This is a genomic window from Duganella sp. Dugasp56, from assembly GCF_047304105.1.
Taxonomy (GTDB): domain Bacteria; phylum Pseudomonadota; class Gammaproteobacteria; order Burkholderiales; family Burkholderiaceae_D; genus Rugamonas; species Rugamonas hordei.
The window spans coordinates 1-14,852 of sequence record NZ_JBGLYQ010000046.1; the positions used below are offsets into that span (position 1 = coordinate 1).

The 14,852-nt window shown below is 65.1% G+C and carries 13 protein-coding genes; 3 read left to right on the plus strand and 10 right to left on the minus strand.

Annotation, left to right across the window (positions count from 1 at the left end):
* Positions 1 to 122: 122 nt before the first annotated feature.
* The 10 genes from ACCD07_RS26060 to ACCD07_RS26105 form a co-directional block, all read right to left on the minus strand.
* Complete coding sequence (locus tag ACCD07_RS26060) at positions 123 to 329, minus strand: hypothetical protein (RefSeq protein WP_176652961.1); 207 nt, start codon at positions 327 to 329, stop codon at positions 123 to 125.
* Positions 330 to 354: 25 nt separating this feature from the next.
* A complete protein-coding gene (hslU, locus tag ACCD07_RS26065) occupies positions 355 to 1,704 on the minus strand; it encodes an ATP-dependent protease ATPase subunit HslU (protein WP_353403919.1) in 1,350 nt (449 codons plus the stop codon).
* Positions 1,701 to 2,243, minus strand: coding sequence for an ATP-dependent protease subunit HslV (gene hslV / locus ACCD07_RS26070; protein WP_413449009.1), 543 nt, complete (start codon positions 2,241 to 2,243; stop codon positions 1,701 to 1,703). The genes hslU and hslV overlap by 4 nt, the downstream gene beginning before the upstream one ends.
* Positions 2,244 to 2,313: 70 nt before the next feature.
* Positions 2,314 to 3,642, minus strand: coding sequence for an STAS domain-containing protein (locus ACCD07_RS26075; protein ID WP_176652958.1), 1,329 nt, complete (start codon positions 3,640 to 3,642; stop codon positions 2,314 to 2,316).
* A 68-nt stretch (positions 3,643 to 3,710) separates the two neighbouring features.
* Positions 3,711 to 4,157 (minus strand): RNA polymerase-binding protein DksA, encoded by a 447-nt coding sequence (gene dksA, locus ACCD07_RS26080; RefSeq protein WP_008443997.1) that lies wholly within the window; start codon positions 4,155 to 4,157, stop codon positions 3,711 to 3,713.
* A 90-nt stretch (positions 4,158 to 4,247) separates the two neighbouring features.
* Positions 4,248 to 5,309 (minus strand): CobW family GTP-binding protein, encoded by a 1,062-nt coding sequence (locus tag ACCD07_RS26085; protein WP_176652957.1) that lies wholly within the window; start codon positions 5,307 to 5,309, stop codon positions 4,248 to 4,250.
* 126 nt (positions 5,310 to 5,435) lie between these two features.
* On the minus strand, positions 5,436 to 6,371 hold the full coding sequence (gene xerC / locus ACCD07_RS26090; protein ID WP_176652956.1) for a tyrosine recombinase XerC: 936 nt from the start codon (positions 6,369 to 6,371) through the stop codon (positions 5,436 to 5,438).
* A gap of 8 nt (positions 6,372 to 6,379) precedes the next feature.
* Positions 6,380 to 7,048, minus strand: coding sequence for a DUF484 family protein (locus ACCD07_RS26095; RefSeq protein WP_176652955.1), 669 nt, complete (start codon positions 7,046 to 7,048; stop codon positions 6,380 to 6,382).
* A gap of 122 nt (positions 7,049 to 7,170) precedes the next feature.
* Entirely contained in the window at positions 7,171 to 8,226 is a 1,056-nt protein-coding gene (locus ACCD07_RS26100) for a porin (protein ID WP_176652954.1), read from the minus strand.
* A 235-nt stretch (positions 8,227 to 8,461) separates the two neighbouring features.
* A complete protein-coding gene (locus tag ACCD07_RS26105; RefSeq protein ID WP_413449010.1) occupies positions 8,462 to 10,039 on the minus strand; it encodes a hypothetical protein in 1,578 nt (525 codons plus the stop codon).
* 186 nt (positions 10,040 to 10,225) lie between these two features.
* Here ACCD07_RS26105 and ACCD07_RS26110 point away from each other — a divergent pair, with 186 nt between their 5' ends.
* The 3 genes from ACCD07_RS26110 (at position 10,226) to ACCD07_RS26120 (ending at position 14,850) form a co-directional block, all read left to right on the plus strand.
* On the plus strand, positions 10,226 to 10,579 hold the full coding sequence (locus ACCD07_RS26110; protein WP_176652708.1) for a hypothetical protein: 354 nt from the start codon (positions 10,226 to 10,228) through the stop codon (positions 10,577 to 10,579).
* A gap of 72 nt (positions 10,580 to 10,651) precedes the next feature.
* Complete coding sequence (locus ACCD07_RS26115; RefSeq protein ID WP_413449011.1) at positions 10,652 to 13,072, plus strand: catalase; 2,421 nt, start codon at positions 10,652 to 10,654, stop codon at positions 13,070 to 13,072.
* Between the two features lie 161 nt (positions 13,073 to 13,233).
* Positions 13,234 to 14,850 (plus strand): MFS transporter, encoded by a 1,617-nt coding sequence (locus tag ACCD07_RS26120; RefSeq protein ID WP_413449012.1) that lies wholly within the window; start codon positions 13,234 to 13,236, stop codon positions 14,848 to 14,850.
* Positions 14,851 to 14,852 lie beyond the last annotated feature (2 nt).

A 14,852-nucleotide genomic window follows, 5' to 3' on the forward strand; every position in this document is an offset into this window, starting at 1 on the left:
TTCGGGGCGGCTTTTTTTTTTTTTTAAACCCCCCCCCCTTCTTTTTGGTCTGGTGGGGGGTGTAAAAAATTTTCTCAATAAAACCCCCGCGGGGGCCCCCCCCCCCCGCCCCCCGCTGACGGTTACCGCTCTTCCGGATCCGGCTTCAGGTTGATCCTGGCCAGCAGGCGCTTGGCCGCCTGCCGGTCCGTCGATTGCGGCTTGGCGTGCGGGCCGGCGCCGCCGGCGCGCGCCTTGGCCGCCACCGCGACCGGATTGCGCGGCGGCTTCTGCGACGGTTCCACCCGTATCGTCATCTTCTGGCGGGTCGACAGTGCCTTGTTTGCCATCGCCAAACTCCTTTACAACACCGGGTTACAGCACATAGCGCGACAGGTCTTCGTTGACCGCCAGCGCATCGAGCCGCGCGTTCACATACGCCGCGTCGATGGCGATGACCTTGCCGCTGTCTTCGCTGGCCGTGAACGACAGTTCCTCCAGCAGCTTTTCCATCACCGTGTACAGGCGGCGCGCGCCGATGTTCTCGGTGCGCTCGTTGACCGAGTAGGCGATTTCCGCCAGCCGCGTGATGCCTTCCGGCGTGAACTCGATCTTGACGTTCTCGGTCGCCAGCAGCGCCTCGTACTGCTTGGTCAGGCAGGCGTCGGTGCTGGTCAGGATACGCTCGAAATCGGCGATCGACAGCGATTCCAGTTCAACGCGGATGGGGAAGCGGCCCTGCAGCTCCGGGATCAGGTCCGACGGCTTGGCCAGGTGGAAGGCGCCGGACGCGATGAACAGGATGTGGTCGGTCTTGATCATGCCGTACTTGGTGTTGACGGTGGTGCCTTCGACCAGCGGCAGCAGGTCGCGCTGCACGCCGGCGCGCGAGACGTCGGCCCCGCCCACTTCCGAGCGCGAGGCGATCTTGTCGATCTCGTCGAGGAACACGATGCCGTTCTGCTCGACGTTCTGGATCGCCTTCTGCTTCATCTCGTCGTCGTTGACCAGCTTGGCGGCCTCCTCGTCGAGCAGCACCTTCATCGCTTCCTTGATCTTGACCTTGCGCGCCTTCCTGCGGTTGCCGCCGATGCCGGAGAACATGGACTTGATCTGCTCGGTCATTTCCTCCATGCCGGGCGGCGCCATGATTTCCATCTGCGGGCCGCTCTCGGCCAGCTCGATCTCGATTTCCTTGTCGTCCAGCTCGCCCTGGCGCAGGCGCTTGCGGAAGGTCTGGCGCGTGCTGTCGCCATCCTTGCCTTCCTTCGGCGCGTCCGCCGCGGTGCCCTGGTGGAAGCCGAAGTCGCGCGCCGGCGGCAGCAGGATGTCGAGCACGCGGTCTTCGGCGGCGTCCTCGGCGCGCGCGCGCACCTTGGCCATCTCGGCCGAGCGGGTCTGCTTGACGCCGATGTCGATCAGGTCGCGGATGATGGTGTCGACGTCGCGGCCGACATAGCCGACCTCGGTGAACTTGGTGGCCTCGATCTTGATGAAGGGCGCGTCGGCCAGCTTGGCCAGGCGGCGCGCGATCTCGGTCTTGCCGACGCCGGTCGGGCCTATCATCAAGATGTTCTTCGGCGTGATTTCATGGCGCAGCGGCTCTTCCACTTGCTGACGCCGCCAGCGGTTGCGCAGCGCGATGGCGACCGCCTTCTTGGCCTTGCCCTGGCCGACCACGTGTTTGTCGAGCTCGCCGACGATTTCCTGCGGAGTCATGTTCATGCTGGATCCAGAGTTTCAATGATGTGATTCAGATTGGTGTAGATGCACAATTGGCCGGCGATGGTCAGTGATTTTTTGACGATTTCCGCCGGCGACAGTTCCGTGTTTTCCACCAGCGCCTTGGCCGCCGATTGCGCGTAGATGCCACCCGAGCCGATCGCGCCGATGCCGTCTTCCGGCTCCAGCACGTCGCCGTTGCCGGTGATCACCAGCGTCGATTCGGTGTCGGCCACCAGCAGCATCGCCTCCAGCCGGCGCAGCACGCGGTCGGTGCGCCAGTCCTTGGCCAGCTCGACCGAGGCGCGCAGCAGGTTGCCCTGGTGTTTTTCCAGCTTGCCTTCGAAACGGTCGAGCAGGGTGAAGGCGTCGGCGGTGCCGCCGGCGAAGCCGACCAGCACCTTGCCCTGGTACACCTTGCGCACCTTGCGGGCCGTGCCCTTCATGACGATGTTGCCCAGCGTGACCTGGCCGTCGCCGCCCAGCGCGACTTCCTTGCCGCGACGCACGCACAGGATGGTGGTGCCGTGAAATTGTTCCATAGTTACCTCAAAGTAATGACGCGGACTGCTTCAAGACTGAAAAGTGGGGCTGGAAACTAGGATTGCAAGTTCAGTACTTATGCGGATAAATCCGGGCGATGTCGGCGTAGCCCAGCAACCTCAGCAAAGCGGTGACCAGGTGGTTGACGTCGCGGAATTCGATTTTCTTGCCCTGCTGGTGCAGCGCCAGCAGGCAGGCGTGGGCCTGGTTGGCGCAGGCATAGTCGATGCGCGTCAGCCGCGAGCAGTCGAACACCAGCGTCTGGTACTGATCAGCATAGTGCTGTATCGCCGGGAGTAAAGGGCCGAGCTGGTGTTCCACCTGCGGCGGCAGCATGAAGCGGTCCGGCGAGGCGGAAACGTGCTGGACCGGGGCCGTCGCCACCTTGTGCGGCGCCACGAACGACGGCGGCGACACTTCGAAGGTGACGCAGTAGTCCATGCCGATCTGCTCGAATTCCTTTTCTCGGTTCAGCAGCTGCAGCAGCTCCAGCAACAGCAGCCACGGCGCCTCGGTGTCGTCGCGGCGGCCGACGGCGATGCTGGCGCGCAGCAGGCCGACCAGCGCCGGCGCCGCCACCAGGATCAGCTCGCGCTGCCTGGCCTGCAGCTGGCGTAAGGTGTCGAGCAGCAGCGCGCAGCCGCCCGGCTCGATCGCGGTGACGCGGCCGAATTCCAGCCGCAGCACCGGGTTGTCGGCGGACAGCTGGCGCAGCCGCTCCAGCTGCGGGTCGATGTGAGCGTCCAGCACGCCGGCAAACGATTCGGTCGGCGTCACGCCGGCCCATTCCGGCGAGGCGGCGGCCAGCACGGCCGGCGCGTTCCACGACGGCGGCGAGGTTTCGAAGGTGCTGGCGTAGTCGATCGACAGGTTGTCGAAGCGCTCCTGCTGGCCCTGCACCTGGTACAGGTCGAACAGCATCCACCAGACGGTGCGGTCGCCGCCGGCCTCGCTCACCGCCGCGCTCAGCAGCTGCTCGGCCACGGCGCCCTGGCCGTTGGCGTACAGGATGGCGATTTCCTCGACCACCGGCGCGGTCTCGGCGGCCACCGCCAGTTGCGGCAAGTCTTCGTCGCGCAGCAGCAGCGTGGTGGGGATGTCGGCCAGGGCCTGGGTGTCGGGGCCGCCGGCGGTGGCGGCGCGTTGTCTGGGCGGGCGGTTGCGCTGGCTGCCCCAGGCCGGTTCCGGTTCGTTGAAGATGTCGAAGGTCATCGCCGATTCAATGGCGTCGATCTTCATCGCGGTGGCGCGGGCGATCTCGCGCTGGCGCGCCTGCTGCAGCTGGCGCTCGGTTTCGCTGTTGGCGGCCAGGCGCGCGGCCTCGTCGTCGTCGGACGGCTGCACCGTCGCCGCGGCGCTTGCGGCGTCGGTCTTCTTGAAGATGGAGAACAGTCCCACGCTGATCCTCGTTAGCTGCCGTAAAAAAAAGCACGCGGCCGGCGTGCTTTTTTTAAAGTCGAGGCGAATTAATCGCCGTACAGTTTCTGCTTCAGTTCGCGGCGCTGCTGCGCTTCCAGCGACAGCGTCGCGGTAGGGCGGGCGATCAGGCGTGGAATGCCGATCGGTTCGCCGGTTTCCTCGCACCAGCCGTAGTCGCCGCCGTCGATGGCGACGATCGATTGCTGGACCTTCTTGAGCAGCTTGCGCTCGCGGTCGCGGGTGCGCAGTTCCAGCGCGTGTTCCTCTTCGATGGTTGCGCGGTCGGCCGGGTCCGGCACGAGCACGGTTTCGCGCAGGTGTTCGGTAGTTTCGCCTGCGTTTTTCAACAGCTCTTTCTCCAGCGCTTGCAGCTTCGCTTTGAAAAAGGCCATTTGCGCCGGATTCATATAATCCTTTTCATCCATCTTCAGAATTTCTTCTTCGGTCAGGATGCGGTCGGCGGCGGCGGGGGTCGATTTATTAGTTTTGGTCATAACTTCGCTTACCTTCGATACGACAGAGTTTTCACATTAATCAGCCCGGGTTTTGTAGCTTTTTAGCTATCCCCACAAAACCCGGATAGTTTATACCAGACATTGTTCCAAACCACTAATAAAGATATCTTTCGGCAGATTTTTGCCGATAAACACCATTTTGCTGCCACGAACGTCGTTTTCTCCCCATTTGGCACCCAGGTCGCTGCCCATAATCTGGTGCACGCCCTGGAACACCACCTTGCGGTCGGCGTCTTTCATCAACAATACGCCTTTGTAGCGCAGCATGCGAGGACCATAGACATTCACCAAGCCGCCGAGGAACTCGTCCAGCTTGGCGGTATCGAACGGGCGTGTGCTTTTGAACACAAAAGCCGCGATATCGTCGCTGTGGTGGGCATGGTGGTGGTTATGGCCGTGCGCATGATCGTGCCCATGGGCGTGATCGTGGCCGCAGTGCTCATCATGCACGTGATCGTCGTCATGGGCCTGTTCTGTTTCCAGGAAGTCCGGATCGAGCTCCAGTTTGTCGTTCAGGTTGAAGCCCTTCAGGTCCAGCACCTCGGACAGCGGCGCGCGGCCGAAATCGGCCTTGCTGATCGGCGCGCGCGGGTTGATGCGCTTGAGGCGGGCGGTCAGGGTCGCGACGTCTTCGGCGCTGACCAGGTCGGTCTTGGACAGCAGCATCTTGTCGGCGAAACCGACCTGGCGCTGGGCTTCCTCGTGCTGGTCCAGCTGGTCCATCGCATGGCGGGCGTCGACCACGGTGACCACGGCGTCCAGCATGTAGTGAGTGCCCACTTCTTCGTCGACGAAGAAGGTCTGCGCCACCGGGCCGGGATTGGCGAGGCCGGTGGTCTCGATGACGACGCGGTCGAACTGCAGTTCGCCGGCCGCGCGCTTCTGCGCCAGGCCGCTCAGGGCGACGATCAGGTCGCCGCGCACGGTGCAGCAGATGCAGCCGTTGTTCATTTCCACGATCTGTTCGCCGCTGTCCTGGACCAGGATTTCGTTGTCGATGTTTTCCTGCCCGAACTCGTTCTCGATGACGGCGATGCGCATGCCGTGCTGCTCCTGCAGGATGCGGTTCAGCAGCGTGGTCTTGCCGGCGCCGAGGAAGCCGGTGAGGATGGTGGTCGGTATCAGTGCCATGGTACGTGCCAGTCTGGTCTATGGGGATACCCTAGATGGGGATCAAATGCAAAAATGCAATCGGCCGATTATGCCGGAATTTGGCGGATGCTAGCAAATCGCCCGTTTGAGGCGTATCAGTACCGCCTATTTGATTTTGGCCCGGGGGTGCGCCTTGTCGTACACCTCGGCCAGGTGCTGGAAATCCAGCGCCGTATAGACCTGGGTCGAGCTGATGCTGGAATGGCCCAGCATTTCCTGCACCGCCCGCAAGTCGCCCGACGACTGCAGCACGTGCGAGGCGAACGAATGGCGCAGCATGTGCGGGTGCACGTGCACCGGGGCGCCGCTGGCCACGCCGTGGGCCTGCAGGCGCTGCTGTATCACCCGCGGCGAGACCCGGGTGCCGCGGCTGCTGAGGAATAGCGCGTTGCCGCCGTCGGCCGGCGCCGGCCGCACGGCGATCCAGGCCGCCAGCGCGTCCATCGCCGCCTGGCCGACCGGCACGATGCGCTGCTTGTTGCCCTTGCCGGTGACGACGACTTCGTGGTTTTCCAGCGCCACCCAGCCCAGCGCGCCCTTGCCGGCGGTCAAGTCCAGTCCGGCCAGCTCGGATACCCGCAGGCCGCTGGAATACAACAGTTCGAACATGGCGCGGTTGCACAGCCCGGCGGCCTCGGGGGCGGCGCCGGCGTGCGGCGTGGACGGCGCCACCAGCCGCACGGCGTCGTCGACCGACAGCGCGCGCGGCAGCGTCCTGGCCTGCTTGGGGGCGCGCACGCCCTGCACCGGGTTGGAGGATAGGGTGATCTGGGCGCTCAGCCATTCGAAAAAGCCGCGCCAGCTGGACAGCTTGCGGGCGATCGAACGGGGATCGAGCTGGCGCGAGTGCAGTTTGGCGGTCAGCCGGCGGATGGCGAAATGGTCGAGCTGCGGCCAATCCTGGCCGGCCGACAACTCGGCCAATTCCTGCAGATCGCGCGCATAGGCGGCCACGGTGTGCGGCGACAGCTGGCGCTGGTCGCGCAGCTGGGCCAGGTAAGCGTCGATCCAGGTCAGCTTGCTGTCTGGTTCGGCGCTCATGGTGTCGTTCAGGCCAGCAACCAGGCCAGCGCGGTGCTGGTGGTTTCGCCGATGTGGACCAGGAAGTCGGTGGCCATCAGCGAGGTGAAGCGGGCCGGATCGGCCGAGCCCAGGATCAGCAGGCCGAAGGCGCTCTTGTTGCCCGGTTTGCGCAGCGGAATGATGACGGTGGACGTGATGCCGGACGCGTCTTCCAGCCAGCGCACCGCTTCGAAATCCTTGTTGGTGCCGCAGTACGGCGCCATCAGGCTGTTGGCGAAGATGCGGGCGTCTTCCGACACGCCGTTGACGAACCATTCGCCGGCATAGTCGGGCGCGGTTTCCCAGATGCGCAGCGTGACCTGCGGCACGTCGAAGCTGGACTTCAGGCCGCTGACCACGGCGTGCGGCATGGAGCCGACATCTTCCGCTTCCAGCAGGATCTTGGTCCAGCGGTGAAATTTGTTGGCGATGGCTTCGTTCTCGGCCGCCAGGCGCATCAGGTTGCTCATGCGCAGTTCCAGCGCCTTGTACTTGTCGCGCATCACTTCCATCTGGCGCTCCTGCAGCGACACGGCGCGTCCCGTCAGCGGGCTGGCCAGTTTGATTTCGCCCAGCAAATCGGCATGCTCTTCGAAGAAATGCGGGTGATCGGTCAGGTATTGTGCGACGAGGGTGGAATCCAGGGGGGCAGTCATTGAGTTACTTTATCTACGTGTGTTGAGAGGCAAGGTCATTCTAAACGAAAAAAAACGGACATGGTTGCCCATGTCCGTCATTCCCCAACACTATCGCCGGCAGTTCTTGCCGACTGCGCGACTTAGAAGTTGTGGTGGATACCGACGCTGTAGAAATTCAGCGTGGTTGCTGCCTTCTTGTTCGAGGCATCAACATACAGATAGGTGCGGGCCGACAGGTTGTAGTCGTAGCCGATCGACGCCTGCTTGGTCTTGGCGATGGCTGGATTCGCCAGGACGTTGTCCGGGGTCTTCTGGCCGTAGCCGGCGCGGATCAGGCCAGCACCAACGGTGTAGTTGGCGCCGATCAGCCAGGCCTTGGTCTTAGGATTGATCAGCACGCTGTTGGACTGGTCTTGTGCCTGGTAGGAAGCCATCAGCTTCAGATCGTTGATAGGCTTCAGCGAAGCGCCGATCGACCACAGCTTGGTTTCCACCGCGTTCTTTTCATAGGCGATGTAGGCGGCGAACGGACCGTTGTTGGCGGTGGCGGTCAGCGAGTACGGCGCGGTGTTCAGCGTGGTGTTGGCCGGGTATTGCGGCGCGGCGGCGGTGCCCTTGCCGACGATCGCGGCGTTGCCCAGTGCATCCTTGGTGGCAACGGTGGCGTTGATCTGGAAGATGCCGGCGATGACCGGGGTGTTATAGAAGATGGCGTTCGAGAAGCGGTTGGCCGAGTTGCCGACCGGGCTCAGCGGATCGCTGGTGTAGCCGGCCACTTGCAGGTCGGTCTGGTAGCCGGCGACGGCTGGCATGCCGCTCCATGGTTCGAAGGCGGTGCTGGTTTCCTGGAAGGCGGTCAGGCCGCGGCCCAGGCGGACGGTACCGAAGTCGCCCTGCAGGCCGACGCGGCTCTGGCCCTGGAACAGCGGACGGCTGTTGGCGCCCGACGTGTTTTCAATGGTGCCGGTGTCCGGCTCGTAGCGGATCTCCAGTTGGAAGATGGCTTTCAGGCCGCTGCCCAGGTCTTCGACGCCGCGGAAACCCAGTTTGTTGTTGTCACGTTTGCCAACGGCGACGGTGGTGCCGGTGCGCTTGGACAGACCTGCATCTACAGTGCCATAGATGGTCACGGACGATTGCGCGTATGCGCCAGCAAATACGCCCATGAGTGCCAAAGCCACTAAAGATTTTTTCATTTGAGTTATTCCTTTATGAGTGAACGTGCAAATTTCTGAAGCTGTCAGGCCGCATGACGACCCTTGGTTGGTAAGAACCTTAATGTCTCGCCGGGTCAAAAGCGCTGGAATGGTTGATTATGACCGCTTGTTTTGGTCGAAAGCCAAAGAAATCCACCTTCTTGTTGTATTTTTGAAACGCTTAATTCGTAGGCCATTGGCCCCTGTTTGACCATTATTTCCTTTCATTCGGGCATCAAATTAGCTCTAGCCTACAGGCGGAAACGGGTGGCCGCCGTTGTGCCAAATCAAACCGATCCGCATATTGTCTAGGGTGTGGCGCGGATCGCACGCTACACTCATAGCTATAACCGGTCGTCACCAGCTTGCGCGGGGGGGGGGGGGCGGGGCCCCCCCCCCCCCCCCCCCCCGCGGCTTGTTGCGCGGCGGCTGCCGCAGCGGCGTTGGCTGCGGCCAGGCTGGCGGCGGTGGCCTGGGCCGCACCGGCTTGCTGGGCGGCGACGGCCGCCGCAGCGTTGGCGGCTTCCGGCGTCGTGGCGGCGGCTTGCGCCGCGCGCGCGTCCGCTACCGCGGCGGTGGCCGCGGCGTTCTGCGCGGCCAGCGCGTCGGCCGCACTTTGCGCGGCCTGCGCCTGGGCCGCCGCCGAGGCGGCGGCGGCATTGGCGGCAGCCACGTTCGCAGCGGCGTTTTGCGCAGCCGTGGCCTGTTGCGCCGGCGTGGCGTTGGCGGTGTTGAGCGCGGCAGCCGATGCCGCCGCGTTCTGCGCAAGCCCGGCCTGCGCCGCGGCCTGCGTGCCGGCCGCCGTCGCCGCGCCCAGGTCCGCCGTCGATTGCTGCCGCGCCGTCTGCGCCGCCGCGGCGGCGCGTGCCGCGTCCGCAGTGGCTTGCGCGGTGTTCGACGTGGTCTGCGTGGTATCCGTGCCGGCCGGTGCCGCCGCCGTATCCGCCGCAGCCTGGGTTGCCTGGGTTGTCTGCGGCGCCTGCGCATTTTGCGCGGCGATCACCTCGGCCGTCGATGCCTGCAGCGGATTGACGATCGGTGAAGGCGGCGCCAGCGATTGCGCGGCCGGCGGCTGCTCCTGCGCCGCCCGCTGCGCGGCCAGCCGGTCGGCGGCGGTTTCCTGGAACGGACTCCGTGCCAGCTGACCCAGGTCGGCACGGGCCAGGTCCAGCTGCGCGTTGGCCACCGCATCGGCCAGTGTCAACGGCGCCTGGCTGGCGAACGGCAGCGCCTGGGTTGCGCTGGTGCCGGCCGCGCTGAGCTGCTCGGCGAACCGCGTGGCCAGGTTGCTGAAGGTGTCCAGCGTGTTTTGCAAGGTCGACGTGGTGGCCTGGCTGTCCGTGTTGAACGCCGCGCGCAGCACCTCGTTGTCCAGCGACAGGCCGCCGGTCGCATCCGACAGCAGCGGCGGCTGCAAGGTCACGCCCACGCGCGCCAGCTGCTGCGCGGTATTCTGCTCGCTGATGCTCTGCACCAGATTGTTCAGCAGGGAATTGCCTTGTGACTGAGCTTGGTTGAAATCCACCGACGGCAACAAGTTGAACGCATTCACCACATTTTGCGTTGCGTCATTCAAGAGGCCGGCACGCAGGTCGGCGTCCCGTGTTTGCAGGCCAGTAAGTTGCTCCCGAGATTGCGATACGGCCAGCAGGAAATTCGCCACCGGCGACAGCTCGACGGAGACCGATGCCGCCCTGGGCGCATCGGTGGCGGACCCGACGGCGGTGACGCCTTCCTGGCCGACCTGCGTAACGGCGCTGCTTTCCACCACTGCCGGCACGAAGCCTGGCGCTGCGGATGAGATGGGAAACATGGCGCTCTCCTGGACTCGATCGTAACGCCCCAGCATCCTCCTTTTTGCCGGTCCCGTCCGTGTGCCAGTTCACATATAAGAACGCATTGGTGCGATGCACCCGTTTGTTAGTTTCCGCACGGTCAAGCATCGGCAAGGGGCCTATCGTGTCCCTTGCAGTCCAACATACAACGAGAGGAAAGCATCATGGAAAACAGTATTGAAAACAAACTCAACAGCACCCGCGACGGCGTCACCCAAATCGGCAAGGATTTGCGCGCCGACGCGCACGCCGCCATCGACAAGGTGGCCGATAAGGTGCCCGCAACCACCGACCGCCTGGCAGCCAGCGCCCATGGCGGCGTAGACAAGGTTGCCGACACGGTGGAAAGCACCTCGGACCGCCTGATCGCGCGCAGCAAGCAAGTGAAAGAGAGCTACAAGGCGCTGGCCGAATCGGGCCGCAGCCACGTACGCGCCAGCCCGGCGATTTCGGTGCTGATCGCCGCCGCCGCCGGCTACGGCATCTCCAAACTGCTGAGCTCGCGCAGCGCCAAATAACATCTGGCTGTCCGGCCGGTGCTGCCGGCATGACCGGCTGCCCGTCCGGGCGCCGTTCATCAAGGGACATCCATGAATCAAGGTAAAAAAGTACCGGCCGCCATCATGGGGGCCGGTTCCGTTTTGAGCACGGTGGCAGGGCCGTCGTCGGCGCCTCCGCCGGACAGCCTGGGGAACGATTCCCCGCAACAGCAAGCCTTGCTGGACAAGGCGGCAGGCGGCCAGCAACTGGCCGGCGAAATGCCTTACAACGCCAACAAGGAAGGCGAACATGGCGAGGCCGCGCGCACGCCGCAGGCGGGCCTGACCTGCCCGGTGCCGCATCCGGTCGCCACCGCCAGCACCGCCGGCGAGACCACCGAGTCGCCGAAGACCGGCGGCGGCGTGCCGCCGCACGGCGTCAATCCCGCCAACGCATCGTTGGACCGGGCCCGCGTCGATTCCGGCGGCCAGCGCCTGACCACCAACCAGGGCGTGCCGGTGGCGGACAACCAGAATTCGCTGAAGGTCGGCCTGCGCGGACCGACCGCGATGGAAGACTTCATCCTGCGCGAAAAAATCACCCACTTCGACCACGAGCGCATTCCCGAGCGCGTGGTGCATGCGCGCGGTTCGGCCGCACACGGCTACTTCGAAAGCTATGGCGACTTGAGCGACGTCACCCGCGCCGCGCCGTTCGCCAAGGCGGGCAAGCGCACGCCGGTGTTCGTGCGCTTCTCCACCGTGGCCGGCGAGCGCGGCTCGGCCGACACGGTGCGCGATGTGCGCGGCTTCGCCGTCAAGTTCTACACCGACGAAGGCAACTGGGATCTGGTCGGCAACAACATTCCGGTGTTCTTCATCCAGGACGCGATGAAGTTCCCGGACCTGGTGCACGCCGTCAAACCGGAGCCGCACAACGGCATGCCGCAGGCGGCGAGCGCGCACGACACCTTCTGGGACTTCGTCACGCTGATGCCGGAATCGACCCACATGCTGATGTGGCACCTGTCGGACCGCGCGATCCCGCGCAGCTACCGCACCATGCAGGGCTTCGGCGTGCACACCTTCCGTCTGGTGAACGCCGAGGGCAAGTCGGTGTTCTGCAAATTCCACTGGAATCCGCTGGCCGGCACGCATTCGCTGATGTGGGACGAGGCGGCCAAGATCTGCGGCGCCGATGCCGACTTCCACCGCCGCGACCTGTGGGAAGCGATCGAAGCGGGCGCCTATCCGGAATGGGAGCTGGGCCTGCAGATCTTCACCGAGGAGCAGGCCGCGCAATTCCCGTTCGACGTGCTGGACGCCACCAAGATCGTGCCGGAGGAACTGGTGCCGGTGCGGGTGGTCGGCAAGATGACGCTGAACCGCAATCCGGACAATTTCTTCGCCGAGACCGAGCAGGTGGCCTTCTGCACCGCGCACATCGTGCCGGGCATAGACTTCAGCAACGACCCGCTGCTGCAGGGGCGCATCCACTCCTACCTGGACACGCAGATCAGCCGCCTGGGCGGAGCCAATTTCCACGAGATCCCGGTCAATGCGCCGCTGGCGCAGGTGCACAACAACCAGCGCGACGGCATGCATCGCCAGGCCATCCCGCGCGGGCGGGTGGCGTACGAGCCCAATTCGCTGGGCGGCGGCTGTCCGTTCCAGGCCGGCATGGCCGGCTTCACGACCGCCTTCGGCATGCCGCAGCCGCCGGAAGACAAGGTGCGCGGCAAGCCCGAGCTGTTCGCCGACCACTATTCGCAGGCGCGCCTGTTCTGGATCAGCCAGAGTCCCGCCGAGCAGGCCCACATCGTCGATGCCTACCGCTTCGAGTTGAGCCGCGTGCAGACGCAAGCCATCCGCGTGCGCCTGCTGTCGATGCTGGCCAATGTCGACCCGATATTGGCCGACGGCGTGGCGCAGGGCCTGGGCCTGGAGGTGCCGCCGCCGATGCCGCTGGCGACCAGCCTGCCGCCGCCGCACTACGAGCCGTCACCCGCGCTTTCGCTGCTGGCGCGGCCGGGCGCCACCGGCATCGCCACCCGCCGGGTCGCCATCCTGGCCGGCCATGGCGTCGATGCGGACAGCGTGAAGGCGATCTACGCGGACCTGCTGGCGGCCGGCGCGGTGCCGCGCCTGGTCGCGCCGCAGCTTGGGCAGCTGATGGCGGCCGACGGCAGCAAGCTCGATATCGAGATCTCCATCGAAGCCGGCGCGCCGGTGCTGTACGACGCGCTGATCGTGCCGGACGGCGCGGCCAGCGCGGCGATGCTGATGCGCGACGCCGACGCGCTGGACTTCGTGCGCCAGCAGTACCGCCACTGCAAGCCTATCCTGGCGGCCGGCGCGGGCGCGGAACTGCTGCTGAAGGCGGGCCTGCCGGCCACGCTGGAGAACGGCGCGCCGGATCTGTCGCTGTGGTGCGTGAAGAAGGAGGAATTGGCGCCGGCGCTGGCGCAGTTCAAGCATGCGTTGGCGTCGCACCGCAACTTCCAGCGCCAGGTCGAGGCGGTGGTGCTGTAGCGTTTTGTCTATCCCTTTTGGATAGCGTGCAAAATATTCAACGATGGCGCGCATAGTGATATGCTCGTCATCGTGGTATTTTGCCTCCCAAAAGACAGATCAGGAAACGCTGACGCATGGATGTTTATGCCCCACAAGTTTGGCTTCCACACGAGCGGCCCTTGCTGCCCGGGTCGCCGTCCAGCCCCCTGCACACGGCGCCGCGCCGGCTGGCGTTTTTCGTGGTCGGCTTCATCGTCGCCATCACCGGCGGCCTGGGCAACGCGCTGGTGTCGGTCAACCTGCCTTACCTGCAAGGCTCGCTGGGCGTGTACTCGGCCGAGATCCAGTGGCTGCCGGCCGCCTATGTGATGGCCAACGTGTCGATGAACCTGCTGCTGGTCAAATTCCGCCAGCAGTATGGCCTGCGGCTGTTCACCGAACTTTTCCTCGTGATCTATGCGATAGCGACGGTGGCGCACTTGTTCGTGCACGGCCTCGGCTCGGCCATCGCGGTGCGCGTGGCGCACGGCATGAGCGGCGCCGCGCTGTCCACGCTGGGCCTGTACTACGTGCTGCAGGCCTTCCCGGCCCAGCACCGGCTCAAGGGCGTGGTGCTGGGCATAGGCTTCTCGCAACTGGCGCTGCCGATGGCGCGCCTGTTTTCGTCCGAGTTGATGGAGTACGGCGAGTGGCGCGGGCTGTACTTCTTCGAGCTGGGACTGGCGCTGCTGTCGCTGGCCTGCGTGCTGGTGCTCAAGCTGCCGCCGGGCGACCGCATCAAGGCGTTCGAGAAAATGGACTTCCTCACCTTCGGCCTGTTCGCGCCCGGCGTGGCGCTGCTGTCGGCGGTGCTGGCGCTGGGCCGCACCGTGTGGTGGCTGGAGTCGCGCTGGCTCGGCCTCAGCCTGGCCGGCGCCATCGTGCTGATCGCCGGCGCGCTGCTGGTCGAGCATAACCGCGCGCGGCCGCTGCTCAACACGCGCTGGCTCACCAACGCCAACATCGCGCGGCTGGCCTTGTCGGTGCTGCTGATCCGCGTGGTGCAGTCGGAGGCCAACGGCACCGTGGGCTTTCTGCAGACGCTGGGCCTGAACAACGACCAGATGCAGATGCTGTGGTGGGTGGTGATGGCCGGCACCGTGGCCGGCCTGGTGCTGAGCGCGCTGACCATCACGCCGGCGCGCATCCCCCTGCAGCTGATGTTTTCGCTGGCGGTGATGGCGGCCGGCGCCTACATGGATTCGGACGCGACCAACCTGACCCGGCCCGCCGACCTGTATGTCAGCCAGTTCCTGCTGGGCTTTGGCGGCGCCTTCTTCATCGGGCCGACGTTTGTCTCGGGCTTCGGCGCCGTGATCGCGGCGCCGAACAACCTGGTCAGCTTCTCGGTCATGTTCAGCATCACGCAAACCTTGGGCACCCTGCTCGGATCGGCGCTGGTCGGCACCTTCCAGTCGGTGCGCGAGAAATTCCATTCGAGCATACTGGTCGACCATCTGACCCTGCTCGATCCGCTGGTGGCTGCGCGCATCCAGAGCGGCGGCGCGGCGCTGGCCGATCCGTCCACCCGCGGCGCCACCGGCGTGGCGGCGCTGGGCGCGGCGGCCACGCGCGAGGCCAACATCCTGGCCTATAACGATGTGTTCCTGATGATCACACTGGTGGCGCTGCTGACGCTGGCCTGGATGCTGGCCCGCTACCTGTGGGACATCTGTGTTGTCTGCCAGGCCAAGCCCGCGCACAATGCGCAGACCGGCATGGCCAACGTTTCCCTCAACAATTCCGGAGCTCGCTGATC

Coding starts and splice junctions, on each gene's coding strand:
- dksA (WP_008443997.1), bottom strand. CDS start 4,157: ATGACCAAAACTAATAAATCGACCCCCGCCGCCGCCGACCGCATCCTG.
- ACCD07_RS26060 (WP_176652961.1), bottom strand. CDS start 329: ATGGCAAACAAGGCACTGTCGACCCGCCAGAAGATGACGATACGGGTG.
- ACCD07_RS26095 (WP_176652955.1), bottom strand. CDS start 7,048: ATGACTGCCCCCCTGGATTCCACCCTCGTCGCACAATACCTGACCGAT.
- hslV (WP_413449009.1), bottom strand. CDS start 2,243: ATGGAACAATTTCACGGCACCACCATCCTGTGCGTGCGTCGCGGCAAG.
- ACCD07_RS26110 (WP_176652708.1), top strand. CDS start 10,226: ATGGAAAACAGTATTGAAAACAAACTCAACAGCACCCGCGACGGCGTC.
- ACCD07_RS26100 (WP_176652954.1), bottom strand. CDS start 8,226: ATGAAAAAATCTTTAGTGGCTTTGGCACTCATGGGCGTATTTGCTGGC.
- ACCD07_RS26085 (WP_176652957.1), bottom strand. CDS start 5,309: ATGGCACTGATACCGACCACCATCCTCACCGGCTTCCTCGGCGCCGGC.
- ACCD07_RS26105 (WP_413449010.1), bottom strand. CDS start 10,039: ATGTTTCCCATCTCATCCGCAGCGCCAGGCTTCGTGCCGGCAGTGGTG.
- hslU (WP_353403919.1), bottom strand. CDS start 1,704: ATGAACATGACTCCGCAGGAAATCGTCGGCGAGCTCGACAAACACGTG.
- xerC (WP_176652956.1), bottom strand. CDS start 6,371: ATGAGCGCCGAACCAGACAGCAAGCTGACCTGGATCGACGCTTACCTG.
- ACCD07_RS26115 (WP_413449011.1), top strand. CDS start 10,652: ATGAATCAAGGTAAAAAAGTACCGGCCGCCATCATGGGGGCCGGTTCC.